Genomic DNA, 13,490 nt, shown 5'->3' with positions numbered 1-13,490 from the left:
CATGCTCTGGTTCGTAGGCACCGGCATCAACGGCCACCTCGGCCTCAGCCTGGCCGCGGTCGACGTCCTGAAAAAGTGCGACATTGTCTACATCGAGAGGTTCACAAGCCTGCTTGGGAAAAAAGAGCTTGCCGGGCTTGACAGCATCATTGGGAAAAAGGCCGTGCCTGTACAGCGCTGGTTTGTCGAAGACGGCCGGGAGATACTTGAAGCCGCAAAGGAAAAGCAGGTGGCGCTTGTCACGTACGGTGACCCGCTCATAGCAACCACGCACAGCGAGCTCCGCACAAGGGCCGCCGCAGGCTCGATAAAGACAGGCGTGCTCCACGCCGCGTCAGGCATTGCCTCGATAATGGGCGAGTGCGGCCTTCACATGTACAAGTTTGGCAGGACAGTCACGATGATGTCAGAGCCCAAGTCTGCCATAAGCGTCTACAACACGGTATTTGACAACCTGCTTCTCGGCTGCCACACGCTTGTCCTTACAGAGTACAGCCACGACGAGCAAAAAGGCGCGTTCTTTCTGGACCCGTGCACTGCAGTAAGGATGCTTCTTGACGTCGAGCGCGACCAGCGCCACGGCGTCATTTCTGAAGACACGTTTGTCATAGTCGCGTCGCGGATAGGCGCTGAAGACTCGCGCATAGTGTCAGGAAAGATAAAGTCGCTTGCAGGCGTGGGCTTTGGGCAGGGGCCACATTCTCTGATAATACCCGGCTCACTGCACTTTACAGAACACGATGCCCTTGAGGCGCTCACGGTGAGCCTGGATCCGCCTTCTGACAACGCCAAGTCGACAAGGCGCATATCTGTGCAGATGGTGGAGCGCTACGCGCCAAAGGCAAAGGAAGCGCTTTCGCAGATGCGAAACATCCTGCGAAAAGAGCAGGGCGACAACAAGGGCATGTTCGAGGTCCTTGACAACGCAGAATTTTACATCGCAGACGCGGAGCGCTTTTTGTCGCAGGGCAAGCACGAGCTTGCGGTCCTCAGCATGGGGTATGCGGAGGGGCTCATCGACGCGCTGCGGTTCCAGAAGGGAATAAACCCCTGGAATCCCTGAAATTATATATGTGGTTGACCAATGGAACAGGTCGTGTCAAGCCAGGGCGAAAGTCTGCTCACTGAAGGCAAGGTAGCCGAGTTTAACAGGTGGAGGATGTCAAACCTCACAATCAAGCTCGACTTTTCAGGCAAGAACTTTTCAGGCAAGAACCTTGCAGGGGCGTACCTTAACGGCGTGGTCGCGCCAAACGCCAACTTTGCCGGCGCAAACCTGTCAGGAACAAACTTTGTCCAGGCGGACCTGAACGGCGCAAATTTTGAGCGCGCCAACTGCACAGAGACGCTGTTCATGTACGCAGAGATGAAGGGAGCCAAGCTTGCAGGGGCAGACGCCACGCGTGCAAACTTTATGTGGGCAAACCTGCAGGGCGCCGACATGACCGGAATAAAGATGTCGCAGACAGTTTTCGTGGAGGCAAACCTGACAGGCGCCAAAGTCGAAGGCGCGGACAGCGCGGGCGCGCACTTGAAGTACGCCAAGCTCGAAGGCACTCCTTGGGCCGGCAGCAGCTGAGCACCACTGTACATCTCGGACAAACGTTTATTAAGAAATTCAAAGAGGTTTTTGCTGTATGGCGCAGACCCCTCCAGCTACAGGAGGAAAGGTGTCCCGGCGTGACTTTCTAAAACTGATGGCCGCCGCGGGTACCGTCATGACATTTACGCCATTTGTTGACTGGGGCAAGTTCCTGCCAAACCCCGCTGGCGCTGTAAGCGAAAGGCAACCAGTGATTCTGCCAAGCAGCGGAGAGCAGGCCAACGTCCGGGACGTTCCTGTCAACAGTTCTGAGGCCATCGTCTACCCGAGGAGCGAGGACGAGGTCCTCAACAAGGAGGCGTTCAGGACCTGGCAGTTCATCAGGCTCCCTGAAGAGCTCGGTGGCGCAAAGAACGACGCTTCTGCTTTTCGCGTTTACAGCATGGTGTGCCTTCACCTTTGGTGCCTGTGGAAGTACTTCCCGCAGGACGGCCGCAAGAGGGGCGAGTGCCCGTGCCACGGCAGCATGTACGACCCGCTGACCGGCAAGGCGTTTGCAGGGCCAGCGTCGCTGCAGGGTCCGCCTTCAAACGTGCTTCCGAAACTTGACGTCGAAATCGACAGCGAGGGCAAGATATGGATAGTTCCACCCGTGTGGAGTCCCGATAGAAACGGAGTAATTGGATATGGGCGTTTCCTTAACGTATGAGAACAGCCTGACGAGGTTCTTCCGGTGGGTGTACGCCGGGGTAGAGCGAACTATATTCATGGGGATGAAGTTCACGTTCCCCGGCAGGTTCGTGAGCCCGCTTGGCTTCCTCGGCATGCTCACTTTTGTCGTTTTCATCATACTTGGCATAACGGGCGCGCTGCTCATGCTCTGGTACGAGCCGATACTTGACAGGGCCTGGCACAGCGTGGAAAACATCAACGACACCATACCCTACGGCTTCCATATCCGCAACATACACTACCACGCTTCAAACGGCATGGTCATGCTTGCCCTGCTCCACATGTACTACCAGTACTTTAGCGGCAGGTACAAGATCCGAAACGAGATCCTGTGGGTGACAGGCGTCATTCTCGGCGTCCTCACTATTCTCGAGGCGTTCACCGGCTATGACATCATATTCTCCGAGCGCGCAGAGCTGGCAATATCCATCGCGGCGTCGCTGACAAACTCGATACCTATAATGGGGCCGCAGATGCGCGACGCGTTCTTTGGCGCAGGGTTCCACGACTTTATCCTGCGCTTCTACACTTTCCACGTGTTCATGCTGCCAATAGCGTTGCTCGGGCTCATGGTGGTGCACTTCCCGCGCTTTCTGGTATTCGACGTGCCGATGGTCATGGCAGTATCAGGCGCAATGATGCTGACAGGAGGCGTGTTCCCTGTTGGCTTGGGCCTGCCGTTTGAGCCTGACAAGCCGCCGGGCATCACCGTTCCAGAGTGGTACCTCACAGGTCTGTACGCCTTTTTGCGCACCATGTACGACAAGTTCGTGACAGGCGTGGCGTGGCCGGGGCTGTTCATAGGGGCGCTATTGCTGATACCGTTTGTCGACAAGTACAAGAAATTCTCCTGGAAGGACAGGCCCATCATCACCGCGGTGGGCATCACGAGCCTTGCGCAGATAATAGTAACCACGTACTGGGGATTCTACATCGACCCCGACAGGGCAAAGCCGCTGCTCGAGCGCCTTGTCATCGACCCGATATTCTTCTATCTGGTCATGATACTGCTGGTCCCGCTGTCGTTTGGCTTTACCTACATGATGATAAAGCTCGCCAAGCACGCGGAGGCAAACGCCAAGGCGCAGCCCAAGAAGGCAGGCAAGTCCTCGATAGAGATATCGCAGAAATGGCTTTATGCGTTGTTTGTCGTGCTTCTGGGCTTCCAGGTGTACCTCAATATCGCGGCCTACTATGCGATGCTTGACGGCATGAAGAACTACTCGCTGTTCATAGTCGGCATCATGATGCTCGTGTTTGCAGGCATGTTCCACCTGTACAGGTACGGCAAGGCACAGGCAAAGGCTCCTCCGCCCAAGCCGACGCCTCCGGCTCCAAAGGCAGCACCTGCTGCACCCAAGCCCGCACCGGCGGCACCCGCGCAGGAAAAGCCGCTTGCCGCGCCGCCAGGCCAGCAGCCGGCAAAGCCTGTTGAAAAGCCTGCAGAGCTCCCGCCGCAAAAGACTGCAAGCGCTCCGGCAGGAACCAAGTCTGCACAAGCGAGCCCACAAGAGAATCCCGAGCCCAAAAAGACCTGATTCTCAAACTTTATATGTGAAAATAAAAACAGAGTGATCAAGATGGCAAGCAACGCCGGCGGCATCAGCATCGTGGCTTTTGTGATTGCAGTGGGCGTGAGCATCGGCTACTACCAGTACGTCTACATCCCGGAGGTAAACGCCAAGCCTCACCTGCCAGAAGAGGTCCTCAATCCGCCAGAAACGCTGACCATCAAGATCGCGCCAGGTTCGTCTGTTGAAAGCAACGGCAAGTTCTTTGAGCCAAAGCACGTGCGTTCCACGATCGGCATCGACAATCACATCATCTGGCAGAATGATGACGAGGTCGCCCACACGGTGACAAGCGATGACGGCTATGTGGATGCCATAAATGGACCGTTTAACACTATAGACAGCATCGGACTGGTGGCTGGCGGCGAAACATACGAGTTTACATTCACGAAGGTGGGCACGTACGCCTACCACTGCGAGCCGCACCCTTGGATGCAGGCCGAGATTGAAGTAATCGAGAACTTTGCCTAGGCCTTTACTACCTTGATGTATGCAATGTCTGAGAATATCTCCTTGTGCTCCTGTATGAGCGAGACGCGGAACTTGACGCTTGAAGACTCGCCGGCAGGCACGTGATTTGTAGACGAGACAAACTCGACAACTGTCTTGCCTTTCAGCTCGTCCTTGAATATCGAGAGCCTGGCGTAGGGGTGCCTGATCTTTTTGCCGTTGAGCAGGCTGTACGAGAACACGTCGCTTGAATTTTCTATCTGCGAGTTGATGACGACAGAGTCCCACCTGCCGGTGTAGTTTATCGTGACCGTGCCGTGGAGCTCCTGGCCTGCGGCAACCTGCTTTTCCTGAAGCGATATCTTTACCTCGTCGCTCAAGCCGGTCTTAAGCCGCAACGGGCGGGATTTAAACCAATTCTAGCAGTTTATAAAAAATCGTTGAGCAGCATGGTAGAAAAGCTATCGCGAAATGCTTGCGCATGTTCGCCGCCTGCCCTGCCTGCGGCAAAAGGCTGTACGAGTACCGCGACGGACGCTGGACCGAGCAGATATGCTGGCACTGCGGCCACTACTCCTCAAACACGCCGGCGTTCAGCGCCCAGCCCGAGCTTTTCAGGGACGTTGTGCGCAAGAACGGCGCGTTTTTCATGAAAAAATACGCGTACTATGCGCGTTGTCTCACATAGTTGAACGGCTGGTAAATTTTTTGTGAGCAGTGAGGGCATAAAGAAGGGTATCCGTATAAAGTCACGGATTGCGTCTCTCAAGCATCACGATTGATGCCGACGGATCGCCTTCTGGATACATTGCCTGGTACAACCACTCTACAAACGCAAGCAGGATACGCGCGCTCAGGCCTTCGATTCGAAACGACAGGTACGGCGTGCAGCGCATGGAGATGCTTGCCATCTACTTTGCACTTGCAGACAACCAGCGGAACATAAGGAGGATGGCCGAGGGCCAGAGGAAAAAGCGCGTCGTGGTCAACATACGGAGCGACTCCAAGACCTCGATAGAGCAGCTGCAAGGGATATCCGAGGTGCGCGACGGCCTCATGCAGAGGATATACGCCGCAATCAGGAACCTGCTTGAGCGCATGTCGTACATGATAGTCTTCAACCACCTTGACCGGACGCGCAACATAGCCGGCCTGCTTTTGGAGCAGAGGCGCAGGAAGGAGGAGGAGCGCCGGATTGCCTACTGGTCGGAAAGGGGTGTCTATGCGTTTTCACCGCTCCTGGTTACGCCGTCGCTCTCGTGCAGCATCTCTACAGCATAGCCGTCCAAAGAAGGGCCAGGGGAGATTTTGTGAAGTACAGTTGTTTCCAGCCAACCCCCTGACCCTACTCCGTTGCTGGACCAACTTCCAGGAGCAGCTACTCTACGAAGTGAAAATTATAATGACTTTCTGCCGGGTCCTAAAAGCTGACAATACTTCCAGTCTTTGCCCCGTGGCGCTATCGGCGGCACTCTCATCGTGATAACTATATTAACTGACGCTCGATAGTAGTATCGACACTATCTGTTGCAGGAACAAGACACGCCGCAGCGGATGACCAAGGTTGACGATTACACGGTGAGGTACCTCGACTATGGCCTTCCGCGTGAAGGGGCAGAGGACCTGATTCTCCTGCACGGGCTTGGCGCGTCCTCGGAGCGCTGGCTCCGCGTAGCGCCGGCTCTGTCGCGGTACTTCCGCGTGCTCGTTCCTGACATAGTGGGCTTTGGGTACAGTGACAAGCCCGACGTGGAATACACCGTGGACTTTTTCGTCGACTTTTTGGACAAGTTTTTGCAAAACGTGGGCGCAAACAGGCCGCACATGATTGCCTCGTCGTTTGGCGGCCACATCGCTGCAGAATATGCGATAAGGCGCGGGAGGGCCCTGCGCAAGCTGGTGCTGGCGGCGCCGGCAGGCATGATGAAGACCTCGACGCCGGTGCTCGACGGCTACATCATGGCCGCGCTCTACCCTACTTACGAGAACGCGCTCAAGGCGTTTCGGGACATGGCCTTTGACCCTGCCAGCGTGAGCGAGGAGACAGTGCTTGACTTTGTAAACAGGATGAGGCTTCCAAACGCCAAGTACGCGTTCATGTCCACGCTCCTTGGGATAAAGTACGCGCCGCCGCTGAGGGGGAGGCTGTCAGAAGTCATCAACCCGACGCTCATACTCTGGGGCGACTCGGACAAGATGATACCGCTCCAGTACTCGAAAGAATTCAGAGAAATCCCGGGAAGCGAGCTTGTGGTGCTAAAGGACTCGGGCCACACGCCCTACGTGGAAAAGCCCATGACCTTTAACAGGATAGTGATAAAGTTCCTCGCCGGCAAGGACCTGGCGCCCTAGCCTTCCTTCTTTCTCTTCCTCTCTATTGGTATGACGATTACCTGCACCAGGTCGCCGTCCTCGATGTCAAGCGCCTGCCTCTCGGCCTCTGGAATCGAGATCCTGCTGCCGCTCTGGACGGTGGTCTTGAACATCGCGTTGTAAAAGCTGAGACCCCTCAGCATCGCAAAGTAGTTCTGCATTGCATCCATCTGTATGGACGAGACCTGCTTGGCAAGCTCCTTCTGGGCTTCGCTCCCCTTCTCCACTGCCTTCTTGAACGCATCCACCGGGTCGGCCGGGTTGTTGCTAGAGCTCATATGCAGAAGCACAGAGGGCCTGTCATTTATTTAACGTTTGAGGGCGACAGGTTCAATAATGCCTAGAGCCGGCTAGATGGCATGTCGGTTCTGCAGCACCTCAACGCAGAGCTTTCTATAAACAGCGGCCAGGAATTTCTGTGGGAACGCGTCGGGAACAACTGGTACGGCATTCATGGGGGTTCTGTCGTCAGGTTTTCTGCAGCAGATCCGCTGGACCTCGAGTCGTTCCCGGACTGCGTGTCTGCTGAGGAGATCTTCAGGCTCGACGACGATATGGGTGCGATACTTGGCGAGATATCGCACGATCCTCTCGTGAAAAGCCTCGTTGCGACCTACCCCGGCCTGCGGCTGATGAGGCAGGATGCCGAGCAGTGCCTGTTCTCGTTTCTGTGCGCAAGCAACACCAACATACCGATGATACGCAGGATGCTGCGCTCGCTCTGCGCCCGGTTTGGCAGGCAGGTTCAAGTCGACGGGCAGAAATTCCACGCGTTTCCCTCTGCAAAGGCCCTTGACCGCGCAAGCGAGGCCGAGCTCCGTGCCGCCGGCCTTGGCTACCGCGCAAAGGCGATAAAAGCGGCCGCAAGAGAAATAGCGCGAGGCTCGCTAGACCTCGAGTCTCTCAAGAAGGCAAGCTACGAGGACGCCAAGGCTCGGCTGCTGGAGATATACGGCGTGGGCCCCAAGATAGCCGACTGCGTGCTTCTCTTCTCGCTTGAAAAGCTGGACGCGTTTCCGATAGACGTGTGGATAGCAAGGGCGCTTGCAAACCACTACGACTGGCTTTCAGACAAAAAGACGAGCGACAAACTCACTGCATGCCAGTACGAGAATCTCTCAAGCCAGATGCGCAGGTACTTTGGCAGACACGCCGGCTATGCGCAGCAGTACCTCTACTACCACATGAGGCAGGCAGCTGGCAAAAGGTGGTAGCTCACTGCGTGAGGTCGTTTATGCTGTTTGCGATTATGGTCTTTGCCTGAGGCGAGACGTTGTACCGTCCAAGAACGTCCGCAGGGTCGCGTATCAGTGAGTTGCGGAACTCGGGCTCGCTTGCCGCCTTGAGCAGGATCTCACTTATTATCTCTGCTTCCTTCTTTGGCTCCAAGCAAACGCAAAAGTGGGCAGGTTGTATATATTCTTGATGCAGGATTCGTGCATTTGCCAACAAAATATTCGCTAGTTGAAAAGTAAATTTGACTTGCCGTCATAAAGCAAATTCAAGATTTTTGAAGGCAGAACAGACTTGACAGTGGGTATAGAGCTGGTAGGCGACCTTGGCTTCCTGCTCCTCATATGCGCAGGCGTGGGCGCGCTTGCGTACATCTTCAAGCAGCCGATGGTGCTCGGCTTCCTCGTGGCCGGGATTCTCATAGGGCCTTTCGGACCCTTCAAGCTCGTTCAGAACACCGAGATGCTGAACAACTTTTCTGACATTGCGATCGTGCTTTTGCTCTTTGGAGTCGGCCTTGCGTTTCCACTCAGGCAGCTGCGCGCAATCGGCAAGATAGGCACCGGCATAGCTGTAGTCGAGGTGCTGGTCATGCTTGGGATAGGCTTTGGAGTGGGCGCAGCCTTTGGGTGGAACTTTTACGACGCCATGTTCCTTGCAGCCGCGCTTTCCATCAGCTCCACTGCCATCATAGTCAAGGTGCTCGAGGACATGGGCCGGATGGAGGCCACGTCGTCACTTCTGATGATAGGCGTGCTTGTCATCGAGGACATCGTCGCCGTGGTGATGATAAGCGCGATGCACGCTGGCGTGGTGAGCGGATCGTTTGAGTTCGGTCAGGTGCTCCTGACCATTGGCGAGATAGGGCTCTTTATCGGAGGCACGATAGCGGCCGGCGTTATTGCCATGCCCCGGATCTTTTCACTCATCTCAAGGCTTGAGCGCTACGAGATAACCATCATGTTCGCTCTTGGCACAGCCTTTGGGCTTGCATTTCTATCGTACTCGCTTGGCTTTTCTGCAGCGACGGGCGCGTTTTTGGCCGGCGTGATAATTGCAGGCACGCGCTTTTCAGACCAGGTCTCGACTCTCATCCAGCCGACGCGTGAGATCTTTATCGCGATATTCTTTGTCACCATAGGCGCGCTCATGGACCTTTCGACCATATCGGAGTACTGGGTGCCGATAGCGGTGATAACGGTAGTCACGATATTTGGCAAGCTGGGCGCAGTCTACGGCGGCGTCAGGCTGTTCGGGTTTGACAAGGCCTTTGCGATGGGCATAGGCCTTTCGATGGCGCAGCTGGGCGAGTTTTCGTTCATCGTCCTGAAAGTGGGCCAGGACCTGGGCGTGGTCAGCCCGTTCCTCTTCCCAATAGTCGGGACAGTCGTGGCACTCACGACGTTCGTGGGGCCGATGCTGGTAAAGCTTGGCGCCCGGACAGTAGCTGTCTACGAATGACCTGCGCGTTGGTGACCACAAGCTCGCTCTGGCCGGTCCGCCTGCTTGCGTTGCAGTTTATCGACCTGCTCACTCCGACGGTCTGGATGGCAAACCCCTCGTAAAGCCGCCTTATCCTGACAGAGTTGGAGTTTGAGAGCACTACTGTGCAGCCCAGATCTGAAAGCCTCTGGAACTCTTTTGCTAGCGCGACGTGGTCGTCGTAGCCGAAACTCTCGCTGGTATAGTCGGTGAAACTTGCAGTCTTTGTAATCGGGAGGTAGGGCGGGTCAAGGTACACCAAGTCGCCCGGCCTGCAGGCAGAAATCGCGCTAGAGTAGTCTGCGCGCCTGATAGAGACACCATCCCTGTTGAGGATTTCAGACGCCGACATCAGCGCTTCTTTGTTGCATATCGCCGGGCGCACGTAGGTACCGTGCGGCACGTTGAACCTGCCGGCCCTGTTCACCCTGTACAGGCCGTTGTAGCATGTCTTGTTCAAGAATATCATGCGCGCGGCTCTTTCTATCCTGTCCTGCGGCCTGCAGTCGTCCCTGACACGGTAATAGTGTCCCTCGGGATTTCTGTAATACCTCCTCTCGTGCTCCTCAAGTGCCTGCGCCAATTCGTTGACACTGTCCCTGACGCACCTGTACACGTTCACCAGCTCTGCGTTAGAGTCTGAAAGCAGCGCTGGAAACGGCTGCCTTGTCTGCGCAAGGTACAGGAAAAGCGCGCCGCTTCCAAGGAAGGGCTCGATGTACCTTTCAAAGCGGTCAGGGCAGAGCGCCGCAAGGTGCCGGGCCAGCCTGCGCTTGCCGCACGCCCACTTTAAGAAAGGCCAGGTTATGCCGCCCATGAATTGATGGTGCAATGGCAACCGCCTAGAAAAGACTGCCGTGCAAGTTATGCTTACTTGTACCTGTGCAAAAGTTGATCAGCTAGGGCCTTACCACGTTCTTTGCCGCAAAGCGGATGTCCTCCGGCTTGATGGTCTTTCTCCCGGCATGGACGGAAAGCTCGACTGCCTGGCGGGCTATCCTCTCGGCAGCCTCTTCGAGGACCTTTCTCAGCTCGTCCGCGGCGTCGTCGCTGACCCTCTCTGCGCCGGACTTTTTCATGATGCGGTACATGGCGGCAAGGCCAAATTCGGGACCGGATGAAGACATCACCTCTAGTTCGGCCCCGCCCGTTAAAAGTTTATTTCGTGTCCGGCTCTATTTGAGCAGTTGCTGTACGACGCGCACGTGCACCTGACAGACAGGGAATATTCCGGATACATCCTCCACATCCTGACGTCGCTTAGGGCTATGAAGATAGTCGCATGCTCTGTGGCAGTCGACATGGAAACGTCAAGGAAGAGCCTGGAACTTTTCAGCGGCGCGCGCGACGCAGTCAGGCAGTTTGTCGGGATACATCCCGAGTTTGCCGCAAAAGAAGACCTTCAGGAGTTCTTGGAGTTTGCCCGGTCAAACGCGGCTGGCATCGACGGCATAGGCGAGATAGGGCTTGACGGCACGTACGAGGCAGAGCGAGGCGTTCCTTACGAAAAGCAAAAACAAGTGTTCAACTCGATGCTTGCGCTTGCAGAAAACCTGGGCAAGCCCGTGTCGATACACTCCCGGCGCGCCCTTGACGACATACTGGAGATCCTGCCGTCGTTCCGGCTCCATGGCGCGTTGCTCCACTGGTTTGCAGGAAGCAAGAAGCAACTTGCGCGGTCGATGGACATGGGGCTGTACGTGTCGTACGGGCCGGCGCTGGTGTACGCCGACGACAAGAAGGTGCTTTTGAAAAACACGCGCAAAGACAGGTTCTTGGTAGAGACCGACGGGCCTGTGCGCTACTCGCGCTGCTTTGAGGACAAGCCTGCGCTTCCAAGCTCGTTTCTTGCAAGCGTCGTCCTAGCCGCGTCAAAGACGCTTGGGATGCCCTATGCCGAGACCGTGGAAACCCTGGAAAATAACACCCAAGCCTTCCTTTCACAACAATTATAAATTATCAATCACGTGGCTGTTCTGTTCAAATGAACCGCATAAAGCGCATTTCCGGCGAGCTCCTGGAGAAATACCCGAACAAGTTCGGGCTGGAGTTTGACGCTAACAAGAAGGCTCTGGCCGAGGTGGCAGTCGTCAAGTCCAAGGTCCTGAGAAACGAACTTGCGGGCTACATCACCTCGCACCTGCGCAAAAAGGCCGCGCAGGAAAAGGCCTCGTCTGCAATGGCAGAGGAAGTAGAGCCGGAAGAAGAAACTGTCGAAGAATGATAGCAATCCGGCTGCTCGGCGGGGCCAAAAAGGCAGTCGGCAGGCCCCTTGTCGGGCTTGACCGCAATTCTGCCACCGTTTCTGAAATCCTGAATTTCCTCCAAGGCATGTCTTCCGAGCCGCGCCTCTTGCAGCCCGGCAACCTGATAATTGCAGTAAACGGCGTTGATTCGGCCGCGATAGCAGGTGCCAGCACGGTTGCAAAAGACGGAGACGAAGTGACTGTTGTCACGGTGGTGCACGGTGGCTGACAGGTGGTCGGTGCTGGTTGCTGGGGTAAAGAAGCTGGAAGGCGACCCGGGCAAGCTCATAGACAGGATTCGCGCAGCGCACCCAAAGGTGATGGTGCAGGCTGCTGACGCCAAGATTGTCTACGGCCGGGAACACGCCATAGGCGCGCTTTACATAGCTATCGAGGCGCTTGAGAGAAAGGTCATGATGGCAAACAAGCCCGAGACTGAAGTATTACTCCGTCTTGCGTGCACCGACCAGATATCAGAGGCGCTCAAGAGGGCGGGTCTGAAAAAGAGCCATCCGGGCTGCTTTATCGCGTTTTCAAAAGACGCACACGCAATCAAAAAATTCGGCGAACAAATTGCAAAAGAGTTTGAGCTCGACGACTCGGTGCTTTCCCCTGACAAAGCCAAGAAGGCGCGGCTTGAAAAGATGCTTGGCGCAAGACCAAAGGTGGACGATGGGCAGTTCTTTGACTTTCTGCTCGAGCGGGCCGCGATTCTGGTAAAGGGCTAGCTCCCGCGCTTTTCCACAACAGAGCTGAAAATCATGTCTTTTCTGACGACTGAAACGCCGGCGTCCTTGCCAACTATCTCTACAAGTACCACCCAGTCCGGATCTGTGAGGTTGACCTTGCGCTTGACTGCTTCGGCGACGTATTCAATTATCTCCATGGAATGGAGCGCGCTGTGCCTCTTTTCGACAGTCACGCGGAACGAGTCTTCGGGTCCTATGCGCGCCGCCAGATCAGAAGCCGCGCCCTGTATGTCTTCAAGCTCTGCCGGCACCACCTTTTCTATGGGCACAACGCGCATGACATAGCGGATGTCCCACGGCTCGTCCGCTGCAAGTTTCTTTAGCCTTTCAACCACTGAAAGCGGGTCAAGCGCCGTCCTGGCAAGTATTATGCCCCTTATCTCGGTGATCTCTGCTTCTGCGCTTGAGTCGCCAAACGAGCCAAGGAGGTCCAGCATCTCGTCGCATGCTTCCTCCTCCCTGAAGCGGGACGAGGTGACTATCAGGTTAAAGTCGTGCATCCGCAAGCACTTTCCTTATCGCGTCTTGGCTTATCGCGCCCTGCCTTACTATCTTTGCGTCCGGGCCGGACGCGTCGACAACGGTGGATTCTCTGCCGGCGGGCAGTTCCCTGTCTGCCAGTATCGCGTCAAAACCGGAAAGCGACTTTAGCACTGACTGCGCGTCCCTGGGCGCCGGCATGCCTGACTGGTTTGCGCTAGTTCCGACAAGGTACTTGCAGATCTTCAGGACGCCAAGCACGCACCTGTTTGCAGGCACCCTTACTGCAAGGCTGTCCTTGCCGGCAGTCACGCCCTGCGAGATTTTCCTGTCCTTCAGAGGGGCCACTATTGTGAGGGCGCCAGGCCAGAACTTTTCTGCAAGGGCCCTGCCGCGTGGACCCAAAATGACAATCTTCTCTGCGTCGCCTATGCTTGCCGCCAAAACTGGCAGCGGCTTTTTTTCTTCCCTGCCCTTTATCGCAAAAACCCGCCTTACCGCCGCGTCGTTGTGCGGGTCGCAGCCAATGCCGTATACCGTGTCTGTAGGGAACACGACAACGCCGCCTGCCTTGACTATCTGGGCACACCTTTCTATCCCTGCATCTGTGCAGTCGAGCGTTTCGTGCAAT

Annotated in this window: 21 protein-coding genes; 14 read left to right on the top strand and 7 right to left on the bottom strand. The window is 56.0% G+C overall.

Annotated elements, in window-relative coordinates:
* Window position 1: 1 nt before the first annotated feature.
* From dph5 to HXY31_RS06690, 5 genes are read left to right on the top strand one after another with little or no spacing between them, the layout of a single operon-like run.
* Window positions 2-1,063: a diphthine synthase gene (dph5, locus tag HXY31_RS06710; protein WP_292641167.1), complete on the top strand. Its 1,062-nt coding sequence runs from the start codon at window positions 2-4 to the stop codon at window positions 1,061-1,063.
* A 33-nt stretch (window positions 1,064-1,096) separates the two neighbouring features.
* A complete protein-coding gene (locus HXY31_RS06705; RefSeq protein WP_292641165.1) occupies window positions 1,097-1,579 on the top strand; it encodes a pentapeptide repeat-containing protein in 483 nt (160 codons plus the stop codon).
* 58 nt (window positions 1,580-1,637) lie between these two features.
* Window positions 1,638-2,252 carry a ubiquinol-cytochrome c reductase iron-sulfur subunit gene (locus HXY31_RS06700; protein ID WP_292641163.1) on the top strand — a complete coding sequence of 205 codons (615 nt, stop codon included), beginning with the start codon at window positions 1,638-1,640 and terminating at the stop codon, window positions 2,250-2,252.
* On the top strand, window positions 2,230-3,813 hold the full coding sequence (locus tag HXY31_RS06695) for a cytochrome b N-terminal domain-containing protein (protein ID WP_292641160.1): 1,584 nt from the start codon (window positions 2,230-2,232) through the stop codon (window positions 3,811-3,813). Before HXY31_RS06700 ends, HXY31_RS06695 begins: the two co-directional genes overlap by 23 nt.
* Window positions 3,814-3,855: 42 nt before the next feature.
* Window positions 3,856-4,317: a plastocyanin/azurin family copper-binding protein gene (locus tag HXY31_RS06690; RefSeq protein WP_292641158.1), complete on the top strand. Its 462-nt coding sequence runs from the start codon at window positions 3,856-3,858 to the stop codon at window positions 4,315-4,317.
* Here HXY31_RS06690 and HXY31_RS06685 read toward each other — a convergent pair.
* Window positions 4,314-4,676 (bottom strand): hypothetical protein, encoded by a 363-nt coding sequence (locus HXY31_RS06685; RefSeq protein ID WP_292641155.1) that lies wholly within the window; start codon window positions 4,674-4,676, stop codon window positions 4,314-4,316. The two genes, HXY31_RS06690 and HXY31_RS06685, sit on opposite strands and share 4 nt — an antisense overlap.
* Before the next feature lie 101 nt (window positions 4,677-4,777).
* Between HXY31_RS06685 and HXY31_RS06680 the strand changes: the two genes are divergently transcribed.
* From HXY31_RS06680 to HXY31_RS06670, 3 genes are all read left to right on the top strand, one after another.
* Window positions 4,778-4,984: a hypothetical protein gene (locus HXY31_RS06680; protein WP_292641152.1), complete on the top strand. Its 207-nt coding sequence runs from the start codon at window positions 4,778-4,780 to the stop codon at window positions 4,982-4,984.
* Window positions 4,985-5,052: 68 nt separating this feature from the next.
* On the top strand, window positions 5,053-5,577 hold the full coding sequence (locus tag HXY31_RS06675; protein ID WP_292641150.1) for a hypothetical protein: 525 nt from the start codon (window positions 5,053-5,055) through the stop codon (window positions 5,575-5,577).
* 273 nt (window positions 5,578-5,850) lie between these two features.
* Window positions 5,851-6,648, top strand: a complete 798-nt coding sequence (locus HXY31_RS06670) for an alpha/beta hydrolase (protein ID WP_292641148.1) — start codon at window positions 5,851-5,853, stop codon at window positions 6,646-6,648.
* Here the strand turns inward: HXY31_RS06670 and HXY31_RS06665 are convergent.
* Window positions 6,645-6,947 carry an AbrB/MazE/SpoVT family DNA-binding domain-containing protein gene (locus HXY31_RS06665; protein WP_292641146.1) on the bottom strand — a complete coding sequence of 101 codons (303 nt, stop codon included), beginning with the start codon at window positions 6,945-6,947 and terminating at the stop codon, window positions 6,645-6,647. The genes HXY31_RS06670 and HXY31_RS06665 overlap by 4 nt on opposite strands.
* 81 nt (window positions 6,948-7,028) lie before the next feature.
* On the opposite strand from HXY31_RS06665, the gene HXY31_RS06660 reads away from it, so the two are divergent.
* A complete protein-coding gene (locus HXY31_RS06660) occupies window positions 7,029-7,883 on the top strand; it encodes a DNA glycosylase (RefSeq protein WP_292641143.1) in 855 nt (284 codons plus the stop codon).
* A gap of 1 nt (window position 7,884) precedes the next feature.
* On the opposite strand, the gene HXY31_RS06655 is transcribed toward HXY31_RS06660, so the two are convergent.
* Complete coding sequence (locus HXY31_RS06655) at window positions 7,885-8,058, bottom strand: hypothetical protein (RefSeq protein WP_292641140.1); 174 nt, start codon at window positions 8,056-8,058, stop codon at window positions 7,885-7,887.
* A gap of 144 nt (window positions 8,059-8,202) precedes the next feature.
* Here HXY31_RS06655 and HXY31_RS06650 point away from each other — a divergent pair, with 144 nt between their 5' ends.
* Window positions 8,203-9,363 carry a cation:proton antiporter gene (locus tag HXY31_RS06650; protein WP_292641327.1) on the top strand — a complete coding sequence of 387 codons (1,161 nt, stop codon included), beginning with the start codon at window positions 8,203-8,205 and terminating at the stop codon, window positions 9,361-9,363.
* Here HXY31_RS06650 and HXY31_RS06645 read toward each other — a convergent pair.
* Together HXY31_RS06645 and HXY31_RS06640 are read right to left on the bottom strand one after the other, a co-directional pair.
* Complete coding sequence (locus HXY31_RS06645; protein WP_292641136.1) at window positions 9,299-10,201, bottom strand: Dam family site-specific DNA-(adenine-N6)-methyltransferase; 903 nt, start codon at window positions 10,199-10,201, stop codon at window positions 9,299-9,301. The genes HXY31_RS06650 and HXY31_RS06645 overlap by 65 nt on opposite strands.
* 82 nt (window positions 10,202-10,283) lie before the next feature.
* Window positions 10,284-10,511 (bottom strand): histone family protein, encoded by a 228-nt coding sequence (locus tag HXY31_RS06640; protein WP_292641133.1) that lies wholly within the window; start codon window positions 10,509-10,511, stop codon window positions 10,284-10,286.
* Between the two features lie 60 nt (window positions 10,512-10,571).
* Between HXY31_RS06640 and HXY31_RS06635 the strand changes: the two genes are divergently transcribed.
* Genes HXY31_RS06635 through cgi121 form a run of 4 tightly spaced genes read left to right on the top strand, consistent with a single transcriptional unit; the run spans window position 10,572 to window position 12,358 of the window.
* Window positions 10,572-11,339 carry a TatD family hydrolase gene (locus HXY31_RS06635; protein ID WP_292641131.1) on the top strand — a complete coding sequence of 256 codons (768 nt, stop codon included), beginning with the start codon at window positions 10,572-10,574 and terminating at the stop codon, window positions 11,337-11,339.
* 29 nt (window positions 11,340-11,368) lie between these two features.
* Complete coding sequence (locus tag HXY31_RS06630; RefSeq protein WP_292641128.1) at window positions 11,369-11,608, top strand: hypothetical protein; 240 nt, start codon at window positions 11,369-11,371, stop codon at window positions 11,606-11,608.
* Window positions 11,605-11,859, top strand: coding sequence for a MoaD/ThiS family protein (locus HXY31_RS06625; protein WP_292641125.1), 255 nt, complete (start codon window positions 11,605-11,607; stop codon window positions 11,857-11,859). Before HXY31_RS06630 ends, HXY31_RS06625 begins: the two co-directional genes overlap by 4 nt.
* Complete coding sequence (gene cgi121 / locus HXY31_RS06620) at window positions 11,834-12,358, top strand: KEOPS complex subunit Cgi121 (RefSeq protein WP_292641122.1); 525 nt, start codon at window positions 11,834-11,836, stop codon at window positions 12,356-12,358. The genes HXY31_RS06625 and cgi121 overlap by 26 nt, the downstream gene beginning before the upstream one ends.
* Here the strand turns inward: cgi121 and HXY31_RS06615 are convergent.
* Entirely contained in the window at window positions 12,355-12,879 is a 525-nt protein-coding gene (locus HXY31_RS06615) for a THUMP domain-containing protein (RefSeq protein ID WP_292641120.1), read from the bottom strand. The two genes, cgi121 and HXY31_RS06615, sit on opposite strands and share 4 nt — an antisense overlap.
* A complete protein-coding gene (locus tag HXY31_RS06610) occupies window positions 12,866-13,489 on the bottom strand; it encodes an L-threonylcarbamoyladenylate synthase (RefSeq protein ID WP_292641118.1) in 624 nt (207 codons plus the stop codon). The genes HXY31_RS06615 and HXY31_RS06610 overlap by 14 nt, the downstream gene beginning before the upstream one ends.
* Between the last annotated feature and the right edge of the window lies 1 nt (window position 13,490).

The sequence above is a fragment of the Nitrososphaera sp. genome (assembly GCF_013388945.1).
Classification (GTDB): Archaea; Thermoproteota; Nitrososphaeria; order Nitrososphaerales; family Nitrososphaeraceae; genus Nitrososphaera.
The sequence above is the reverse complement of the archived record's forward strand: the minus strand, read 5'-3'. Positions and strand labels throughout refer to the sequence as shown.

Excerpts from the sequence above, each read along its gene's own strand:
- HXY31_RS06625 (WP_292641125.1), top strand. The coding sequence starts at position 11,605 with ATGATAGCAATCCGGCTGCTCGGCGGGGCCAAAAAGGCAGTCGGCAGG.
- HXY31_RS06640 (WP_292641133.1), bottom strand. The coding sequence starts at position 10,511 with ATGTCTTCATCCGGTCCCGAATTTGGCCTTGCCGCCATGTACCGCATC.
- HXY31_RS06700 (WP_292641163.1), top strand. The coding sequence starts at position 1,638 with ATGGCGCAGACCCCTCCAGCTACAGGAGGAAAGGTGTCCCGGCGTGAC.
- HXY31_RS06645 (WP_292641136.1), bottom strand. The coding sequence starts at position 10,201 with ATGGGCGGCATAACCTGGCCTTTCTTAAAGTGGGCGTGCGGCAAGCGC.
- HXY31_RS06660 (WP_292641143.1), top strand. The coding sequence starts at position 7,029 with ATGTCGGTTCTGCAGCACCTCAACGCAGAGCTTTCTATAAACAGCGGC.
- HXY31_RS06670 (WP_292641148.1), top strand. The coding sequence starts at position 5,851 with ATGACCAAGGTTGACGATTACACGGTGAGGTACCTCGACTATGGCCTT.
- HXY31_RS06690 (WP_292641158.1), top strand. The coding sequence starts at position 3,856 with ATGGCAAGCAACGCCGGCGGCATCAGCATCGTGGCTTTTGTGATTGCA.
- HXY31_RS06665 (WP_292641146.1), bottom strand. The coding sequence starts at position 6,947 with ATGAGCTCTAGCAACAACCCGGCCGACCCGGTGGATGCGTTCAAGAAG.
- HXY31_RS06630 (WP_292641128.1), top strand. The coding sequence starts at position 11,369 with ATGAACCGCATAAAGCGCATTTCCGGCGAGCTCCTGGAGAAATACCCG.
- HXY31_RS06680 (WP_292641152.1), top strand. The coding sequence starts at position 4,778 with ATGTTCGCCGCCTGCCCTGCCTGCGGCAAAAGGCTGTACGAGTACCGC.
- dph5 (WP_292641167.1), top strand. The coding sequence starts at position 2 with ATGCTCTGGTTCGTAGGCACCGGCATCAACGGCCACCTCGGCCTCAGC.
- HXY31_RS06695 (WP_292641160.1), top strand. The coding sequence starts at position 2,230 with ATGGGCGTTTCCTTAACGTATGAGAACAGCCTGACGAGGTTCTTCCGG.
- HXY31_RS06615 (WP_292641120.1), bottom strand. The coding sequence starts at position 12,879 with ATGCACGACTTTAACCTGATAGTCACCTCGTCCCGCTTCAGGGAGGAG.